Here is an 18000-nt window from a genome sequence, read left to right on the forward strand (position 1 = left end):
CGGCATGGGCCGCCCCGTCTTCCCCCAGGGGGACGGCACCATCGCTGCGGGGCAGCGTCCTGAGTTCGTCGAAGGGCTTGGTGCCCCTGACCTGGGGCATGCCAGTTCTTGGCGGGCACCATCCATAGCGGAAAGGCAAACGATGTCGGCATCGGGAAATGATTTGGCTGGCGCCTATGCGCGCGTGCGCCAGGCGAGCCTGACGCTGGCCGCGCCGCTGTCGGCCGAGGACTGCTGCGTGCAGTCCATGCCCGATGCAAGCCCGGTCAAATGGCACCTCGCGCATACCACCTGGTTTTTCGAGACCTTTGTGCTCGAGCCCCACGAAGCGGGCTTCGCGCCGTTTCATCCTTCATTTCGCACGCTGTTCAACTCCTACTACCAGGGTGTGGGCGCGCGCCATCCGCGCGCCGAGCGCGGGCTGATCACGCGGCCCGGCCTGCAGCAGGTGCTCGATTACCGCGCCCAGGTCGATGCGCGCATGCAGGCGCTGCTCGCCAGCGCGCTCGACGCATCACTTCAGGCACTGGTCACACTCGGACTGCAGCACGAGCAGCAGCACCAGGAACTGCTGCTGACCGACATCAAGCATCTGCTGTCGTGCAACCCGCTGCTGCCCGCGTATGCGGACGCTGGCGCTGGCGGCGCAATGGCACACGCGCCGCCGCTGCGCTGGCTGCCGCAGGACGCAGGCCTGCACCAGATCGGCCATGCGGGCGAGGGCTTTGCGTTCGACAATGAAGCGCCGCGCCATACGGTCTATCTGAACGCATTCGCGCTGGCGTCGCGCCCGGTCAGCAATGCCGAGTACCAGGCCTTTGTCGACGTTGGCGGCTATGCCGAGCCCGGCCATTGGTTGTCCGAAGGCTGGGACTGGCTGCAGGCCAGGGCGCGCGACGCGCCCATGTACTGGCAGCGCAACGATGCCGGCGGCTGGGCCGAATTCACGCTGCAGGGGCTGCAGGCACTCGCGCCCGCGCGGCCCGTGGCACACCTGAGCTACTACGAGGCCGACGCCTATGCGCGCTGGGCGGGTGCGCGCCTGCCGACCGAAGCCGAATGGGAATGCGCGGCGCTGGAGTTTGCCCCCGCGCATGAGGCAGCCATCGGGCAGCGGCTGCACCCCGCGGCGATGACCGCTGCGTCCAATGGTTGCGGCGAAGTCTGGGAGTGGACCCGGTCGAGCTATGCGCCGTACCCGGGCTTCCAGCCGGCGCCGGGCGCGGTTGGCGAGTACAACGGCAAGTTCATGGTCAACCAGTATGTGCTGCGCGGCGGCTCGTGCGCTTCGCCACCGGGCCATGTGCGGCCCAGTTACCGCAACTTCTTTCCTGCCGGCGCGTGCTGGCAGTTCAGCGGACTGCGCCTGGCACGCGACCTCTGAAACGGTCTATACCGCCAGCTGCACAAACACCGTTTCCGCGGGCGCATGCACCCGCGCCAGCGGTGTCTGGGCCATGAGCCGTTGCCCGTCGAGAAGCTGCAGGCTGTAGACCAGATGGCTGCCGCGGAACTTGCAGTCGAGCACCGTCGCGGGCAGGCCGGTGGCGGCCAGGGCCAGGTGCTCGGGGCGCAGCAGCACCTGCACGTCTTCATCCTGGACATAGTTCGGCTGGGACGCGGGCAGGCTGCCGAGCACCGTGTCCCAGCCGCCCGCGGCGCTGGCGGTCGCGCGCAGCAGCACGCCTTCGCCGACGAATTGCGCGACTTCGCGCGTCGCCGGCGTGCAGTAGACCTGCGTCGCCGAGCCCCATTGCATCAACCGGCCCTGGGCCATCACGCCGATGTTGTCGGCCATGGCAAACGCTTCGTGCTGGTCGTGCGTGACCATCAAGGCAGTGGCCTGCGCCTGCTTGAGGATGGCGCGCACTTCGCGGGCGATGGTTTCGCGCAGGCTCGCGTCGAGGCTGGAAAACGGCTCGTCCATGAGCAGCAGGCGCGGGCGCGGCGCGAGCGCGCGCGCCAGCGCCACGCGCTGCTGCTGGCCGCCCGACAGCTCGTGCGGCCAGCGATTGCCCATGCCCTGCAGGCCCACGAGTTCCAGCATTTCGGCGATGCGCGCCGGGCGCCGGGCCGCGGGCAGGCGGTGCAGGCCAAAACCCACATTGCCGGCCACGTCGTGGTGGGGGAACAGCGCATGCTCCTGGAACACCATGCCGATGTCGCGGCGCTGCGGCGCCAGGCAGTGGCCCGGCGTTGACACCTGCTGGCCCTGCAGCGTGATCGCGCCGCTGCGCACCGGCTCGAAGCCGGCGATCGCGCGCAGCAAGGTGGTCTTGCCGCAGCCCGAGGCGCCGAGCAGGCAGCCGATCTCGCCTTGCGCGAGCTGCAGGTCCACATCGTGGACCACCGTGGTGTCGGCGTAGCCCAGGGAAACATTCTTGACTTCAAGCATCACTAGATCTCGGTTATCTCGGCGACTTCTCGGTCTGCAGCATCAGCAGCACCACGGGAATCACGCCCACGAGCACGATGGCCAGCGCCGGCAGCGCGGCCTGGTCCCACAGCGATTCGGACGTGAGCTGGAACACGCGCACGGCCAGCGTGTCCCAGCCGAACTGGCGCGTCATCAGCGTGATCGGCATTTCCTTCATCACGTCGACCATCACCATCAGGAACGCCGACAGCAGGCCGGTGCGCAGCAGCGGCAGGTGCAGGCGGCGCAGCGTCTGCCATGGGCCAAGGCCCAGCGAGGCGCAGGCGTCTTCCTGGCTGCGCGTGATGCGCTGCATCGCGCTGTCGGTGGCGTGGTAGGCCACGGCCAGAAAACGCGCGGCCAGCGCCAGCAGCATGGCCGCGAGGCTGCCTTTGAGAATGCCCATGGACTCGATGCCAAACGGCGCGAGCCAGGCCATGAGCCGCGCGTCCAGCCAGGCAATCGGCACGAACACGCCCACGGCCAGCACCACGCCGGGCAGGGCGTAGCCGAGCACGGCGATGCGCACCGTCCAGCGCGTCAGCGGGTCGTTGTGGCGCCGGCGCACCCAGGCCAGCAGCAGCGCCAGCACCGTGGTCACGGCGGCGGTGATCAGGCCGAGGTAGAGCGTGTTCCAGGCATAGCCCCAGTAGTCGGCATTCAGATCCGTGCGCCAGACCGACAGCGCCCACAGCACGATCTGCAGCATGGGCACGGCAAAGGCCGCGGCAAACACCAGCAGGCAGCCGGCGCTGGCCAGCCAGCGCGCCGCGCCGTGCAGCGCGATGCGCTGGTGGCGCGAAGGCGAGGCATGAAAGCGCTGCGCGCTGCGCGAGCGCTGCTCGGCGGCGACCAGCAGCAGCACGACCAGCACCAGCATGCTCGCGAGCTGGGCCGCGGCCGCCATGTTGTGCAGGTCGAACCACGACTTGTAGAGCGCGGTGGTGAAGGTGTCGTAATTGAAGACGGCAATCGCGCCGAAGTCGGCCAGCACTTCCATCAGCACCAGCGCCAGGCCGGCGCCAATCCAGGGGCGGGCCAGCGGCAACGCGACCTGGAAGAACGCTGCCAGAGGGCTCAGTCCCAGCGCCTGGGCGGCTTCCATGCAGCGCCGGCCCTGGGTCAGAAACGCACTGCGTGCGAGCAGATAGACATAGGGGTAAAAGGCCAGCACCAGCACCAGCACCAGCCCCCAGAGGCTGCCGCGGATGTCGGGAAACCAGCGGCTGCTGCCGAACAGCTCGCGCAGCGCAGCCTGCACCGGGCCCGCGTATTCGAACAGGCCCATTTGCACGAAGGCCAGCACATAGGCGGGAATCGCCAGCGGCAGCACCAGCGCCCAGGCGAAGAATCGGCGCCCGGGAAAGTCGCACATGGCCGTGAGCCAGGCCAGCGGAACGCCCACGGCAAGAACGGCCAGGGCCACCAGCACCAGCAGCACGGCAGTGTTGGTCAGCACGCGCGGCAGCACGTACTGCCACAGGTGTTGCCAGATATCCGCCTGGGGCGTGAGGGCCAGGCCCAGCACGGCCAGCAGCGGAACGAGTGTGAGCAGCGCGATCGGCAGCGCCAAAGCAAAACCGCGCCAGCCGGAGGCGGGCGCGGTGCGGTCTACGAAAGACAAGAGACAGTTACCTCAAGGCAGCAGCGCGATCAGCGATAGCCCACGCGGTCGAGCAGGCGAATCGCTTCGGCCTGGTGCGAACCGATGTCGGCGGCGTTCAGCGGGCTGGGCGTGAACTTGCCCCAGGCCTGGACGATGGGGTCGGCCTTGGCCTTGGTGTTGATGGGGCTTTCGAACGTGCCGTGGGTATAGGCAGTCTGCACGCCTTCGGACGACAGCCACTCGAGCAGCTTGCGCGCGCCTTCGGGGTTCTTCGCATGGGCCGTCACGCCCGCACCCGACAGGTTCACGTGAGCGCCGCCCTGGTTGGCGCCCTGGTTGGCCCAGAACAGCTTCACGCTCTGGTTGAAATCGGGCTCGCGCGACAGCAGGCGGCCGTAGTAGTAGGTGTTGGAGATGCCGACATCGCACTGGCCCGCGGCGATGGCCTTGAGCAGGCTGGCGTCGTTGGTGAACACGTCGCCGGCGAGGTTGCTGACCCAGCCCTTGGTGATGGCCTCGGCCTTTTGCACGCCGTGCTTGGCAATCATCATCGCCACCAGCGACTGGGTATAGGTCTGCTTGCCGGTGCGCAGGCACAGCTTGCCTTTCCACTTGGGATCGGCCAGATCCTCGTAGGTGCTCAACTGCTCGGGCTTGACGCGGCCTTGCGCGTAGAAGATCGTGCGTTCGCGCTGCGACAGGCCCCACCAGCGGTTTTCGGGGTCACGGAAATTGGCCGGCACGTTGGCGTTGAGCATGGGCGAGTCGATCTTGCGCAGCAGGCCGCGCTGGGCCGCGTTGTGCAGATTGCCCATGTCGACGGTGATCAGCACGTCCGCGGGCGAGCTCTTGCCTTCGGCGGCCAGGCGCTCGGCGAGCGAGCCGCCACGGTCGGTCAGCAGGTTGATCTTGACGCCGGTCTGCTGGGTGTACTGGTCCAGCGTGGGCTTGAGCAGGTTCTCGATGCGCGAGGAGTAGACGGTGACTGCCTCGGGCGCGGGCTGGGCCTGGGCCAGGGTGGCCATGCCGGCCGCGCCGACGCACAGAACTGTTTTCCAAAGTTTCATGGTGAATTTCGAGTCAAGGGTGGACGAGCCCCGCCGCAGGTGCTGCAGCGATCCAATGGGAGTTGGGGAGCAGGGGAGTGGACGATTTTTGTATTGGTTGTGTGTCCGACTTGGGAATAAGAATAATTCCCGCCCGCAAATTCTAAACAAATTACGCCATGCCGGCCGCTGGAATTTCCGCAGATTGGCAGGGCGTTGCCTATGGCACAGCGCCGTGGTCGTCAGTTTTAAACAACATTTGGCGTGCGTCGCAATGGATTGAGAATAAATCTCATTGCCATCAACTATGATTTTGTCCGCAAGCCCTTACAAAAAAACACATTACACCCGGGCCCTCTCAGCCGCGGATCCGTGCTTCGACTGATCTGTTCCAGCATCCAACTTTTCTTTCATTCCATCGATCGCCGGCGCCTGCTGGCGAGGAGCCATATGTCAGTCAAAACCTATTGCACCCTTACCCTCGTCGCTGCGGCCTGCGCATCCGCGTTCGCACAGTCCACGCCGACTCAGGCCATGTCGGAAGTGGTGGTGTCCGCATCGGGCTTCGAGCAGGAGCTCAAGCAGGCGCCCGCGTCGATTTCCGTGGTCACGCGCCAGGAACTCGAAACCAGGAATTACCGCGATCTGGCCGAAGCGCTGCAAGGCGTCGAAGGCATTGACGTGATGGGTGGCACCGGCAAGACCGGCGGCCTGGACATCAGCATCCGCGGCATGCCCAGTGACTACACGCTGATCCTGATCGACGGCCGCCGCCAGAACGTGGCCGGCGACGTCTCGCCCAACGGCTTTGGCGCGGCGCTCAACAGCTTCATGCCGCCGGTGTCGGCCATCGAGCGCATCGAAATCATCCGCGGCCCGATGTCCACGCTCTACGGCTCGGACGCCATGGGCGGCGTGGTCAACATCATCACGCGCAAGGTGGCCAAGGAGTGGGGCGGCGAAGTCGGCGTGTCGGCAGGCCTGCCGCAGGACAGCGCCTGGGGCAACCAGGGCCGTGCGAACTTCTACCTCAGCGGCCCGATCAAGAACGACGTGCTGGGCCTGGCCGTGCGCGGCAGCATCTACGACCGCGAAGCATCCGACTGGGTGCTCGCGCCCGGCGCCACGCAGCCCACCCAGGCGCGCAACCCGGCACCTGCCCAAAGCCGCCAGCACAACATCGGCGCGCGCCTGACGCTGACGCCCACGCGCGGCCATGACCTGTGGCTCGACGTCGAGCAGGGCCGCACCCGCTACGACAACTCGGACGGCCGCCTGGGCAGCCGCGATGCGCTCGAACCCACACCGAGCAAATTGCCGGGCTACGCCGACACGCTGCGCTTCAACCGCGACCAGATCGCCGTGGGCCACAACGCCGTGCTGGGCTTTGGCCGGCTCGAGACCAGCCTGATGCGCACCGAAACCGAAACCCTGGGCCGCACCATTCCCGGTGAGGCGATGCCCGCGAACGACCCCCGCATCGGCACGGCACGCGAACTCAGCACCACCAATGTGGTGCTCGATTCCAAGCTGGTCGCGCCGCTGGGCGACGCCCACCTGCTGACCGTGGGCGGCCAATGGTGGGACGCCAAGCTCACGGATGGCGTGCTGTCCGACCGCCACAGCCAGACCATGTGGTCGCTGTTCGCCGAAGACGAATGGCGCCTGCGCGAAGACCTCACGGCCACGCTGGGCGGCCGCTACGACCACCATGACGCGTTTGGCGGCCAGGTGAGCCCGCGCGCCTACCTGGTCTGGGATGCGAGCAAGCAGTGGACTTTCAAGGGCGGCGTGAGCCGCGGCTTTCGCGCACCGCGCCTGAACCAGTTGATCGATGGCGTCAGCGGCGTCTCGGGCCAGGGCAAGGAAATTAGTATCGGCAACCCGAATCTCAAGCCCGAAGTCAGCACCAATACCGAGCTGTCGGCGCTGTTCGACAGCCAAAGCGGCCTCACGGCCTCGACCACGCTGTTCTACAACCGCGTCAAGGACAAGATCAGCAGCGGTGGCGACTGCGCCGACCTGGCCATTTCGAGCTGCAGCTTCAATCCCGTGGCCACCTACAACATCAACGTCGACCAGGCCAAGACCTGGGGCCTGGAGCTGAGCAGCCGCGCCCAGCTTGCCAGGGACTGGAGCATGCGTGTCGGCTACACCTGGACCAACAGCGAAGTGCTCGAGGGCGGCGTGAAGACCGGCCAGCTGGCATTCACGGCCAAGCATATCGCGACCGCGCAGGTCGACTGGAACCCCAACGCCCAGTGGCGCCTGTGGCTGCGCGGCGAATACCGCGGCAAGAGCCCGCGCTTCAATGCGGTGCCCGGGCCGAGAGACGCCAACCGCGCAATCTACGACGTGCTCGGCGACAACACCAAGGCCTACGGCATGCTGCACCTGGGCGGCAGCTACGAGCTGTCCAAGAGCGTGACGCTAGGCGCCAACATCTTCAACCTGCTGGACAAGGACTTCCGCAAGTACCGCCAGATCAACGTCAATGGCACGCCGACGCAGGTCAACGAGTACTTCCAGGGCGGGCGAGCGATTGCCGGCGCCACGCCCCCGGGCCGCACGCTGTGGCTGACCGCGAACGTCAAGTTCTGACAGCACGGGGCGACAGCGCCTTGGCGCCTTCTTGAAAACCAGCCGGTGCGCACCGGCTGGTTTTTTTTCGCCCGCTCGCTCCATGTGCGCCTATACCATCAACTAGGCATGTGTTTATTCACAGCAGAGTGCTTTTATTTTGCGTGGTTTTATCCCCGGGGCGTGTGGACGGAGCTGTGGAAAACTCCCCAGGTAACCCGTGAAACCCGCGCCAGCATTGGCTTGTGACGCAGTGCTTAAAAAAAAGGCAGGGGCTGCAAGACGCGCTGCCGGCAGGCCGGCGCAGCGGGCCGGACAAGCGCTTGCGCGCGCGCTGCGTGCATTACGATCGGGCACGCGCCGCGTCCCGTTGCGCGAGCGAGCAAGAGAAAAGTGCATGGAATTGCTGAGCAATGATGAGGCCGGAATGCGCGCCGCGCTGGCCCAGGCGCAGGCCGCGGCCCAGGCCGGCGAAGTGCCCGTGGGCGCGGTCGTGGTCAGGGACGGCGTGGTCGTGGGCCGGGGGCGCAACGCGCCTGTGGCCTCGCACGACCCGACGGCCCATGCCGAGATCCAGGCGCTGCGCGATGCCGCGCAACGCCTGGGCAACTACCGGCTCGATGGCTGCACGCTGTATGTGACGCTCGAGCCCTGCGTGATGTGCAGCGGCGCGGCCCTGCATGCGCGCGTGGCGCGCGTGGTCTACGGCGCGGCCGAACCCAAGACCGGTGCCGCGGGCTCGGTGCTCGACCTGTTCGCCGAGCCGCGCCTGAACCACCACACGCAGATCGCGCGCGGCGTGCTCGCCGACGAGTGCAGCGCGCTGCTCGCCGGGTTTTTCCAGCAGCGCCGGCGCCAGAACCAGGCCGCGGCCAGGGCCGCCCACCCGCTGCGCGACGACGCGCTGCGCACGCCCGACGCGGCGTTCGCCCATCTGCCGGACTACCCCTGGGCACCGCGCTACGCGAGCGACTGGCCCAGCCTGCAGGGGCTGCGCCTGCACTACCTTGACGAAGGCCCGCGCGACGCGCCGCTGACCTGGCTGTGCCTGCACGGCGCTCCCGCCTGGAGCTATCTGTACCGCCGCATGCTGCCGGTGTTTCTGGCCGCGGGCCACCGCGTGGTCGCGCCCGACCTGATTGGTTTTGGCAAAAGCGACAAGCCCAAGAAGCCGGGCTTTCACACCCCCGAGCGACACCGGGAAATCCTCCATGCGTTGCTGCAGCAGGCCGATCTGCAGCGCTGCGTGCTGGTGCTGCAGCGCAGCGCCGCACCGCTGGCCGCACCGTTGGTCATGGCCGCGCGCGAACGTTTCGCGGGCGTGCTGCTGCTGGAGAGCGCGCCCGGCCCGGGCGCTGTGGAAACCGCTGCGGAAAGCGTCGCCTTGAATGCGCCATTTCCCGATCGCGGCCATCGCGCGGCGCTGCAGGCATTTGCGGCCATGCATTCCGCACAGGACCAGGCGCTGGCCGAAGGAGTGCTGCTGCGTGGCCTGCGCAGCACCCGCGGCGCCGCACACAGCGCCGACATGGCCTTGCAGGCTGTGGAATACTTCAGGCCATCTTAGAGCGGCTTCATTCGAAGCCGCCCCAGGGGGCGTCCCCTGGCCCCTGTCCTACCGGAGCAGGCTGCATTGGCAGCCTGAATGCCTTGTCTTCGAAGCACGCCGAACACCACCACCATTCGCACGACCACGCCCACCACGAGCACGACGCCGATGGCGCCTGCTGCGGTCATGCGCAGCGTCCGCGCCGCATCTACGTCTACTCTCCTTCGAGCGCGATCAGCGACAAGCCGGCGTTCAAGCGCGGCATCGCGCGGCTGCGCGCGCTGGGCCATGACGTCGAAGTCGATGCCGATGCGCTGACGCGCGCGACACGCTTCGCGGGCGACGACGCCACGCGGCTGGCGGCCATCCACCGCGCGGCCGCAAGCGGTGCCGACGTGGCGCTGATTTCGCGCGGCGGCTACGGCCTGGGCCGCCTGCTGGCGCAGATCGACTACGCGGCCGTGGCCAAGGCGGTGGAGCGTGGCACGAAGTTCGTGGGCTTGAGCGACTTCACGGCCTTCCAGAGCGCGCTGCTCGCGCGCACCGGCGCGGTCAGCTGGGCCGGCCCGGCGCTGACGGCCGATTTCGGCTCGGCCGATGCACCCGACGACATCATGCTCGACTGCTTCGACGACCTGATCGCGGGCCGCGGCGAAGGCAGCGGCTGGCGCATGCACAAGCAGGCGCCGCTGGCCGACGGCACGCCGGCCGTGCCCGATGTCTACCTGCAGGACGCGACGCTGTGGGGCGGCAACCTGGCGATGCTCGCCTCGCTGGTCGGCACGCCCTATCTGCCCGATGTGCGCGGCGGCGTCCTGTTTCTCGAAGATGTGAACGAGCACCCGTTTCGCGTCGAGCGCATGCTGAGCCAGCTGCTCTACGCGGGCGTGCTGGGCAAGCAGCAGGCCGTGGTGCTGGGCCAGTTCACGGGCTACAAGCTGGCTGCGCACGACAAGGGCTACAAGCTGCAAAGCGTGGTCGACTGGCTGCGCACGCAGATCGATGCGCCGGTGCTGACCAACCTGCCTTTCGGCCATGTCGAGACCAAGGTGCTGCTGCCCGTGGGCGCGAAAGTCTCGCTTTCCGTCGAAGGGCGTGACGCCTTGATTTACTGGGGCCATACCCACTGATCTCGCCCCGGCAGATCCACCCGCCGCAGGGCCGTTACTCGAGGTAGCGGCCCTGTTCCTTTTTGCGCGCGCGCATGCCCTTGCGCAGGAACAGGTGCGTGCCGCCTTGCACGGCCAGTGGCTGGCGCGTGTCGCCCGCCAGATGCGCGTCTACGCGCGCTTCGAGATTGTCCAGCAGCGCCTGCAGCGCCGCGCGTTCGGAGGCGGGCAGATCGGGGTGCTCCTGCAGAAAGCCTTGGAGGAACGCGCGCGCGTCGTCAAGCAGCGCGGCGCGCGTGTTCGCCAGCGAGTGGTAGCTCGCGTCATGCAGGCCCGGGGTTTCGGTGCCCAGCAGATAGCAGCCGATATAGTCACCGCGTGTCTCGCCGACCTCGGCGTCGCGGCTGAGTTTTTTGAATAGATCGAAGGGCCACATACAGCGTGCGAAGTAGGAACAGGTGGCCGCGCGGGCGCGCGGGAAACCGCTGATTGTGGCAGGCTGGGGTAAGCCCGCGCTGCGGCTTGCGCGTACAGCAGTTACAAGAGCATCTGCAGCGGCAGACAACAACAGGAGAGAGCGATGCGCACAGGGAGGGTGGCAGGAATGGCGAAGTGGGGCGCAACAGCGCTGGTCGGGCTGGCCTTGCTCGCGGGTGCGGCGCTGGCGGTCTATGCGCTGCGCACCCTGGCGCCGCTCGATGGCCGGCTGGCCGTGGCCGGCCTCGCGCAGCCGGTGCAGGTGCGCCGCGATGCGGCCGATGTGACCCACATCGCGGCCCGGTCCCCGCAGGATCTGTGGCGCGCGCTGGGCCATGTGCATGCGCAGGAGCGCAGCTGGCAGCTTGAATTCAACCGCCGCGTGATGCATGGCACGCTGTCCGAAGTGCTGGGCCCGGCGACGCTGGAAACCGACAAGCTGATGCGCGCGCTCGATATCCGCGGCGCCGCCCAGCGCCAGTATGCAGGCCTGCCGCCGCAGGCGCGCGAAGCCCTGCAGGCCTATAGCCAGGGCATCGCGGCCTTCCATGCGGCCCGCCCCCAGGCGCTGACGCCCGAATTCCTGCTGCTGGGCGTGACGCCGGGGCGCGATGGCGGGCGGGACGGCGCGCCCTGGTCGCCCGAAGACAGCGTGGGCTGGGCGCTGATGATGGCGCTCGACCTGGGCGGCAACTGGGGCAACGAGTTCGCGCGCCTGTCGCTGCTGCGCACCCTGGACACCGAACGGCTGTGGCAATTGATGCCGCCCTATCCCGGCGAGCCGCCGGCCACGGCCACCGACCTGGCGGCGCTGTACCGGGGCCTGGGCGTGTATGCCAGGGACGATGCTGCGGCGACTCCCGTGGCTGCGGCAAGCAAGGGACTCCAGGGTCTGGCGGGCGCGATCGATCAGGCACGCAGCGACTGGGCCCAGGCGCTGGCCCAGGAGGCCGGCAGCAACGACGGCAAGGGCAGCAACAACTGGGTGCTTGCGGGCGCGCGCAGCGCCAGCGGCAAGCCGCTGCTGGCCAACGACCCGCACCTGGGCCTGAGCGCGCCCGCGATCTGGTACTACGCGCATCTGCAGGCCCCGGCCGGGCCGGCCGCCGACGGCTCCACCATTGGCGCCATTGATGTGATCGGCGCGACGCTGCCCGGCCTGCCGTTCGTGGTGCTGGGCCGCACGGCGCGCGTGGCCTGGGGCTTCACCAACACCAGCCCCGACGTGCAGGACCTGTACCTCGAGCAGATCGACGCGCAGGACGCGACGCGCTACCGCACGCCCCAGGGCTGGGCGCCGTTCGAGGTGCGCGAGGAAGTCATACGCATCAAGGGCCAGGCCGATCTGCAGCTGCAATTGCGCGCCACGCGCCACGGCCCGGTGCTCAGCGACGTGCAGGCCAGCCATGGCCAGGTGCTGGATCTGTCGAAATACGTGCTGGCGCTGCGCTGGAGCGCGCTCGATGCCGACAACCAGACCGTGCTCGCGGGCCTGCAGGCCAACCAGGCGCAGAACGTGGCCGAACTGCAGCAGGCATTTCGCCACTACCACTCGCCGATGCAGAGCATCGTCATGGCCGACGTCGACGGCGCGATGGCGTTCCAGGCCGCGGGCCGCGTGCCCTTGCGCCACCCCGACAACGACTTGCGCGGCGTCGCGCCCGCGCCGGGCTGGGAGGCGCGCTACGACTGGCAGGGCTGGCTGGACCACGACCAGGCGCCGCAGGACGACGGCGCGCAGCGGGGCTGGATAGCGACCGCCAACCAGCGCATCACGGCGCCGGGCTATGCGCATTTCCTGACCCAGGACTGGCACCTGCCATACCGCTACGAACGCATTGCGCAACTGCTCGAAGCGCGCCCGCTGCACGATCTCGACAGCCTCGCGGCGATACAGAACGATGTGACGTCGCTGGCCACGCAGCGCCTGCTGCCCGCGCTGCGCACGGCCGCCGCGCAGGCCGGGCACCCGCTGGCCGTGCAAGCCGCGCAACTGCTGCTCGACTTCGATGGCCGCATGGACGCCCAGCACAGCGCGCCGCTGGTGTTCGCGGCCTGGGCCGACGAGCTCGCGCGCGGCCTGATCGTGCCGCGCATAGGCAGCGCACGTTTTGCCGCGACCTATGGCAAGCGCGACTTTCGTGCGGCGGTCGAAGGCATTCTGGCGCGCGACGACGCCTGGTGGTGCGCGCCGCATACCTGTGCAGAGCAGTCGGCGCTGGCCCTGGTGCGTGCGCTCGACCGGCTGCAGGCGGCCTACGGCGCGCAGCCCGCGCAATGGCGCTGGGGCCGCGCCCACCCGGCAGAAAGCCGCCATCGGCCGCTGGGCAGCGTCGCCGCGCTGGCGCGCTTTTTCAACGTGCAGACGCCGTCATCGGGCGACGCCTACACGGTCAATGTCGGCCAGTACAACGCCGGCGATGTCGCGGGCGGCGCGTTCGTCAACCGGCATGCGGCCTCGCTGCGCGGGCTCTACGACCTTGCCGATCTCGAGAGTTCGCGCTTCATCTTCCAGACCGGGCAAAGCGGCAATGTGTTCTCGCCGCGCTATGCCGACATGCGCGACGCCTGGGCCGCAGGGCAGTACCGGCCGCTGCAGCGCGAGCCGGCGCAGTGGAGGCATCAACTGCTGCTGGAGCCGGGGGGCTGAGTCCGAGGACTTGCCGGCGGCAAATCCTCAGAACGTGTTCACGATCTCAGGGCGCCAGCCAGGCATTCGCCTGTTCGATATTCAGCAGGCGGTCCTGCCCCGCCAGACTCTGCAGATGCAGCTGGGCCAGCAGGTAGCGGTAACGCGCCTGGGCCAGGTCGCGCAAGGCGGTGGTGTGCTGCTGCTCGGCCTGGAGCACGTCCAGCATGGTGCGGCTGCCCGCCTGCAGCGATTTCTGGTTCGACAGCAGCGCCTGCTGCGCCGAACGCTGGGCCTGCTCGAGCGCGCGCACGCGCAGCACGCCTTCGGTCATGCTGCGGAACTCCTGGTGCACGCGCACGCCCAGCTCGCGCCGTGCGCCTTCGAGCGCTTCGCGCGCGCGTTCCTCGCCGGCCAGCGCCTGGCGCACCTGCGAGTTCACCGCGCCGCCCGCGTACAGCGGAACGTTGAGCTGCAGGCCCACCGACTTCTGCGCATAGCGCGAGTTGACGCTGGTCACGCTGTCGCTCTGGCTGCGCGACCATTGCGCGACCGCGTCCAGCGTCGGCCGGTGGCCGGCTTCGGCTTTTTGCACTTCGAGCCGCGCGGCCTCGCCCTGGGCGCGCAGCGCCTGCAGCTCGGGGCTTGCGGCTTCGGCGCGCGCAATCCATTCCTCCAGGCGCCGGGGCTGCGGCGCCTCGGGCACGAAGCGCGGCACATCGAGGCGGGCGAGCACGGCGGCGCCTTGGCCGGTGAGCACTTCGAGGCGGCGCTGGGTGAACTCGACGTTCTGCGTGATTTCGAGCTCCTGGGCCAGCGTCAGGTCCAGCCGTGCCTGGACTTCATCGATATCGGTGCGCGTGCCCGCGCCGGCCGCAAAGTTCTTGCGCGCCGCGTCGAGCTGCGAGGCATTGCTGGCTTTTTGCACCTGCAGCAGCGCGATCTGGTCGCGTGCCAGCAGCGCGTCGAAGTAGGCTTCGCTGACGCGCACCACCAGCGCCTGTTCATCGCGCTCGAGCAGCGCGTTGGCGTCATCGACCTGGGCGCGTGCCTGCTGGACCAGCGCGCCGAGGTAGGGGCGGTACAGCGGCTGGCGCACGCTCAGCGTCTGGTTGCTGCTGTAGTAGTCGTTGTCCCAGCGCCTGGGCTGGCCGTTCGCATCGACGGTTTTGCTCGCCAGGTCGTTGTGGTTGCGCGTGGCGCTCAGCGCGACCTGCGGGCGGCGCTGGGCGAGCGCCTGGGGCAGGCGTTCGCGCGCGGCGTCGGCGCCGGCGCGCGCCGCGCGTATCGTGGCGTCGTGGGCGAAGGCCGCGTCGTAGGCCTGGCGCAGGTCCAGGGCCTGGGCGGGCGCGGCGGCCAGGCCTGCGGCCAGCAGCGCGCAGCCCTGCAGGCGCCGCAGTGGAAGGGGCAGAAAAGCCATGGTGTCACTCTTCGGTCAGGGAGGCGGCGATGCGCTTGGTCAGCGGATGCAGCAGATAGGTCAGCAGGCTGCGTTCGCCGGTCTTGAAGACCACTTCGACCGGCATGCCGGGCTGCAGCTGGCGCTTGCCCAGGCGCTGCAGGCCTTCGGGCGTGACTTCGACGCGCGCCAGGTAGTAGCTCGCCAGCGTCTGCGGGTCGCTCAGCAGGTCCGAGGAGACCGACTGCACCTTGCCCGGCACCACGAGCTGCGGTGAATGCGCGAACGACGAGAAGCGCACATCGACGGGCAGCTCGGCCTGCACCCGGTCGATCAGATGCGGTGCCACCTGGGTTTCGAGCAGCAGCGGCGCGTCGCCGGGCACGATGTCCATCAGCTTCTGGCCGGCCTGGACCACGCCGCCCACGGTCTGGGCGGCGAGGCCCACTACCTGGCCATCGGCGGGTGACTTGATCTCCATGCGCGCGAGTTCATCGGCCAGGGCCTTGAATTTCTCATGTTCGGCGAGCACTTCGCGGTCCACTTCGGCGAGCTGGGTCTGCACTTCCTTGCGCTGCTCCTGCTGGCGCGAGAACGCGCGCTGGCGCAGCTCGGCCGTGCTGCGCTGCGCGCGCACCGCATTGCCCTGCAGATCGGCGATGGCGGTGTTCGAGTCGGCGACCATGCGTTCGAGCTCGAGCTGCCGGTTGCGCGGCGCATAGCCTTCGCTGACCAGGCCGCGCAGGTTGTGCAGTTCTTCGCTCAGCGATGCGTGCTGGGAGCGTCGACTGGCGAGCATCTGGATATAAGCCTGCTGCATGCCGCGCTGGCCCTCGATGCTTTCCTCTATCGACTGCAGGTCCGAACGCAGCAGGTGGTTGCGCGTCGCGAACAGCTGCTCCTGGGTCTGCATCTGCTGGCGTATCAACGGGTCGCCCGCGGCCGCCTGCAGGTCATCGTGAAAGACCAGGTGCTGGGCACCCGAATGCTCTGCCGTGAGGCGCGCCTGCATGGCGCGCAGACCCAGGTAGCGCTGACGCACGGCCTCGTGGTTGGCGCGGGCCATGGCGGTGTCGAGCCGCATCAGCAACTGGCCCTGGCGCACGTTGTCGCCTTCGCGCACCATCACCTGCGCGATGATGCCGCCCGACAGGTGCTGCACGGTCTTGCGCTTGGTATCGATGGCCACCGTGCCGGCGCTGGGCACGCCTTCGTCAAGCGGCGCGAATGCGGCCCAGAGCAGGAAGCCGCCAAAGCCCAGCGCCAGGGTCCACAGACCGATGCGGCCTATGCGGCGTGCATCGCCAGCGCTGTCCTCGGCGGGCGCGGAAAAGGGGGCATCGCTCGCAGCGGCTGCCGCAGCGGGGTGGGGGGAGGGCAGGATATGGGCCATGGGAGGAGTCGGTGTATGGGGTGGAAAGGGCCTGCGTTGGGCGTCTGAGTGCCGGCGCGTCAGACGCTCAGCAGTCGTGGCGGGGAGGCGCAGGCGGCGGGCGCGGCGCGCATCGAGGCGAGTACTGCATCGCGTGCGCCATCGCGCTCGACCGTGCCGTTGCGCAGCAGCAGCACGCGATCGGCGGCCGCGAGAATGCCCTGGCGGTGGCTGACGATCACCACCGTGCTGCCCTGGGTGCGCAGCTCCTGGAGCGCGCGCACCAGCGCGGCTTCGCCGGCGTCGTCGAGGTTGGCGTTGGGCTCGTCGAGCACCACCAGCCGCGGGCGGCCGTAGATCGCGCGTGCCAGTCCGATGCGCTGACGCTGCCCGCCCGACAGCAGCCCGCCGGCTTCGCCAATGGGGGTGTCATAGCCCTTGGGAAAGCGCAGGATCATTTCGTGCAGGCCGGCGCTGCGCGTCGCGGCAATCACCTTCTCGGGATCGACTTCACCGAAGCGCGCAATGTTCTCGGCGATCGTTCCCTCGAACAGTTCGATGTCCTGTGGCAGGTAGCCGAGATGGGGGCCCAGCTCGCAGCGGTCCCAGCTGCCCAGCGGCCGGCCGTCGAGCAGCACTTCGCCGCTCAGCCGTGGCCAGACGCCGATGATGCAGCGCGCCAGCGTCGACTTGCCCGAACCCGAAGGGCCGAGAATGGCCGTGACCGAGCCCGGCTTGAACGAGAGGCTCACGCCCTGCAGGATAGGGGTGTCGCGCTCCTGCGCATGGGCCACGACATCGCGCAGCACCAGGGCGCCGGTCGGCGCGGTGCGCTGCAAGTTCGGGTCGCGCGCGGGATGCGCCTTCAGCAGGCCTTCGAGGCGCGCAAACGCCGCGCGCGCCGCGATGAAGCCGCGCCAGGTGCCGACCAGCTGGTCTATGGGCGCCAAGGTGCGCGTCATCAGCACATTGGCCGCAATCATTTCGCCCGGCGACAGCTGGTGGTTGATCACCAGCAGCGCGCCCGCGCCCAGGCCCAGCGACTGCTGGGAGTAGCGGATGAACTTGCTCCAGGCGGTGATGCGGTGGGTCAGTGCCTGGGCCGTGCCCTGCAGGCCCAGCGCGCGGCGGTACCTGAGCGCCCAGTGCGCCAGCAGATGGTGGACCATGCCCATGGGCTCGAGCACTTCGACGTTGCGCAGCTTGCCTTGCAGGTAGGCCCGCGCCTGGGCCGAGGCCTCGCTCGCGGCCTGTGCGGGCGCGACCGACTTGCGGTGGCCGAACCAGACCAGGGCGGCCTGGGCCAGCGCAAAGCACAGCGCGATCGCGCCCAGGAAAGGATGGAGGAAAAACAGCACCGCGAGGTAGATCGGCGTCCAGGGCGCATCGAACAGCGCGAAGATGCCGTTGCCGGTGAGGAATTGCCGCACCTGCAGCAGATCGCCGAAGGCGCGCGGCGCGGCGTCGCCCTGGCGGCTCAGGCGCGCCTCGAAACTCGCCTCGAAGACGCGCGAACCCAGCAGGTTGTCGAGCCGCACGCCGGTGCGCACCAGCACCTTGGAGCGCATCCATTCGGAAAACGCCATCACCACGAACAGGAACAGCGTGATCAGCGACATCAGCAGCAGCGTCAGCTCGTTCTGGCTGGTCATGACGCGGTCGAAGACCTGCAGCATGTACATCGTGGGCGACAGCAGCAGCAGGTTGGACAGCATGCTGAACATGCCGACCATCGCGAATTCGCGGCGAAAGGACCAGAGCGCCTGGGTCAACTCGCTGCGTTGAAAGAAGCCGGGGTTTTTCATGGGAGAAAATTT

At 68.5% G+C, this 18000-nt stretch carries 12 protein-coding genes; 5 read left to right on the forward strand and 7 right to left on the reverse strand.

From position 1 onward, the window contains the following. Positions 1 to 142 precede the first annotated feature (142 nt). Positions 143 to 1384, forward strand: coding sequence for an ergothioneine biosynthesis protein EgtB (egtB, locus tag GVL12_RS17760; protein ID WP_159916459.1), 1242 nt, complete (start codon positions 143 to 145; stop codon positions 1382 to 1384). 6 nt (positions 1385 to 1390) lie between these two features. Here egtB and GVL12_RS17765 read toward each other — a convergent pair whose 3' ends face one another. The 3 genes from GVL12_RS17765 to GVL12_RS17775 are packed head-to-tail and all read right to left on the reverse strand — an operon-like array spanning position 1391 to position 5089. Further along, positions 1391 to 2395, reverse strand: coding sequence for an ABC transporter ATP-binding protein (locus GVL12_RS17765; RefSeq protein ID WP_159916461.1), 1005 nt, complete (start codon positions 2393 to 2395; stop codon positions 1391 to 1393). A 13-nt stretch (positions 2396 to 2408) separates the two neighbouring features. Beyond that, on the reverse strand, positions 2409 to 4040 hold the full coding sequence (locus GVL12_RS17770) for an iron ABC transporter permease (RefSeq protein ID WP_159916463.1): 1632 nt from the start codon (positions 4038 to 4040) through the stop codon (positions 2409 to 2411). Between the two features lie 29 nt (positions 4041 to 4069). Continuing rightward, on the reverse strand, positions 4070 to 5089 hold the full coding sequence (locus tag GVL12_RS17775) for an extracellular solute-binding protein (protein WP_159916465.1): 1020 nt from the start codon (positions 5087 to 5089) through the stop codon (positions 4070 to 4072). Positions 5090 to 5518: 429 nt separating this feature from the next. On the opposite strand from GVL12_RS17775, the gene GVL12_RS17780 reads away from it, so the two are divergent. From GVL12_RS17780 to GVL12_RS17790, 3 genes are all read left to right on the forward strand, one after another. Further along, the gene (locus GVL12_RS17780) at positions 5519 to 7669 is read left to right on the forward strand and encodes a TonB-dependent receptor (RefSeq protein WP_159916467.1); all 2151 of its coding nucleotides are present in this window, start codon (positions 5519 to 5521) and stop codon (positions 7667 to 7669) included. Between the two features lie 376 nt (positions 7670 to 8045). Beyond that, positions 8046 to 9215: a tRNA adenosine(34) deaminase TadA gene (gene tadA / locus GVL12_RS26915; protein WP_159916469.1), complete on the forward strand. Its 1170-nt coding sequence runs from the start codon at positions 8046 to 8048 to the stop codon at positions 9213 to 9215. 83 nt (positions 9216 to 9298) lie between these two features. Then, on the forward strand, positions 9299 to 10327 hold the full coding sequence (locus tag GVL12_RS17790; protein WP_159916471.1) for an LD-carboxypeptidase: 1029 nt from the start codon (positions 9299 to 9301) through the stop codon (positions 10325 to 10327). A 34-nt stretch (positions 10328 to 10361) separates the two neighbouring features. Here GVL12_RS17790 and GVL12_RS17795 read toward each other — a convergent pair whose 3' ends face one another. Beyond that, positions 10362 to 10742: a hypothetical protein gene (locus tag GVL12_RS17795; RefSeq protein WP_159916473.1), complete on the reverse strand. Its 381-nt coding sequence runs from the start codon at positions 10740 to 10742 to the stop codon at positions 10362 to 10364. Between the two features lie 144 nt (positions 10743 to 10886). On the opposite strand from GVL12_RS17795, the gene GVL12_RS17800 reads away from it, so the two are divergent. After that, the gene (locus tag GVL12_RS17800; protein WP_200843867.1) at positions 10887 to 13433 is read left to right on the forward strand and encodes a penicillin acylase family protein; all 2547 of its coding nucleotides are present in this window, start codon (positions 10887 to 10889) and stop codon (positions 13431 to 13433) included. A 46-nt stretch (positions 13434 to 13479) separates the two neighbouring features. Here the strand turns inward: GVL12_RS17800 and GVL12_RS17805 are convergent, their stop codons facing one another. Genes GVL12_RS17805 through GVL12_RS17815 form a run of 3 tightly spaced genes read right to left on the reverse strand, consistent with a single transcriptional unit; the run spans position 13480 to position 17988 of the window. Further along, the gene (locus tag GVL12_RS17805; RefSeq protein WP_159916475.1) at positions 13480 to 14832 is read right to left on the reverse strand and encodes a TolC family outer membrane protein; all 1353 of its coding nucleotides are present in this window, start codon (positions 14830 to 14832) and stop codon (positions 13480 to 13482) included. 4 nt (positions 14833 to 14836) lie between these two features. After that, positions 14837 to 16204 carry an HlyD family type I secretion periplasmic adaptor subunit gene (locus GVL12_RS17810; protein ID WP_159916477.1) on the reverse strand — a complete coding sequence of 456 codons (1368 nt, stop codon included), beginning with the start codon at positions 16202 to 16204 and terminating at the stop codon, positions 14837 to 14839. A gap of 59 nt (positions 16205 to 16263) precedes the next feature. Then, complete coding sequence (locus GVL12_RS17815; RefSeq protein ID WP_159916479.1) at positions 16264 to 17988, reverse strand: type I secretion system permease/ATPase; 1725 nt, start codon at positions 17986 to 17988, stop codon at positions 16264 to 16266. Positions 17989 to 18000 lie beyond the last annotated feature (12 nt).

Origin of the sequence: Pantoea sp. 18069 (assembly GCF_902706035.1) — a bacterium.
Lineage (GTDB): Bacteria > Pseudomonadota > Gammaproteobacteria > Burkholderiales > Burkholderiaceae_C > Comamonas.

Excerpts from the sequence above, each read along its gene's own strand:
- egtB (WP_159916459.1), top strand. The coding sequence starts at position 143 with ATGTCGGCATCGGGAAATGATTTGGCTGGCGCCTATGCGCGCGTGCGC.
- GVL12_RS17765 (WP_159916461.1), bottom strand. The coding sequence starts at position 2,395 with ATGCTTGAAGTCAAGAATGTTTCCCTGGGCTACGCCGACACCACGGTG.
- GVL12_RS17775 (WP_159916465.1), bottom strand. The coding sequence starts at position 5,089 with ATGAAACTTTGGAAAACAGTTCTGTGCGTCGGCGCGGCCGGCATGGCC.
- GVL12_RS17780 (WP_159916467.1), top strand. The coding sequence starts at position 5,519 with ATGTCAGTCAAAACCTATTGCACCCTTACCCTCGTCGCTGCGGCCTGC.
- tadA (WP_159916469.1), top strand. The coding sequence starts at position 8,046 with ATGGAATTGCTGAGCAATGATGAGGCCGGAATGCGCGCCGCGCTGGCC.
- GVL12_RS17795 (WP_159916473.1), bottom strand. The coding sequence starts at position 10,742 with ATGTGGCCCTTCGATCTATTCAAAAAACTCAGCCGCGACGCCGAGGTC.
- GVL12_RS17800 (WP_200843867.1), top strand. The coding sequence starts at position 10,887 with ATGCGCACAGGGAGGGTGGCAGGAATGGCGAAGTGGGGCGCAACAGCG.
- GVL12_RS17805 (WP_159916475.1), bottom strand. The coding sequence starts at position 14,832 with ATGGCTTTTCTGCCCCTTCCACTGCGGCGCCTGCAGGGCTGCGCGCTG.
- GVL12_RS17810 (WP_159916477.1), bottom strand. The coding sequence starts at position 16,204 with ATGGCCCATATCCTGCCCTCCCCCCACCCCGCTGCGGCAGCCGCTGCG.
- GVL12_RS17815 (WP_159916479.1), bottom strand. The coding sequence starts at position 17,988 with ATGAAAAACCCCGGCTTCTTTCAACGCAGCGAGTTGACCCAGGCGCTC.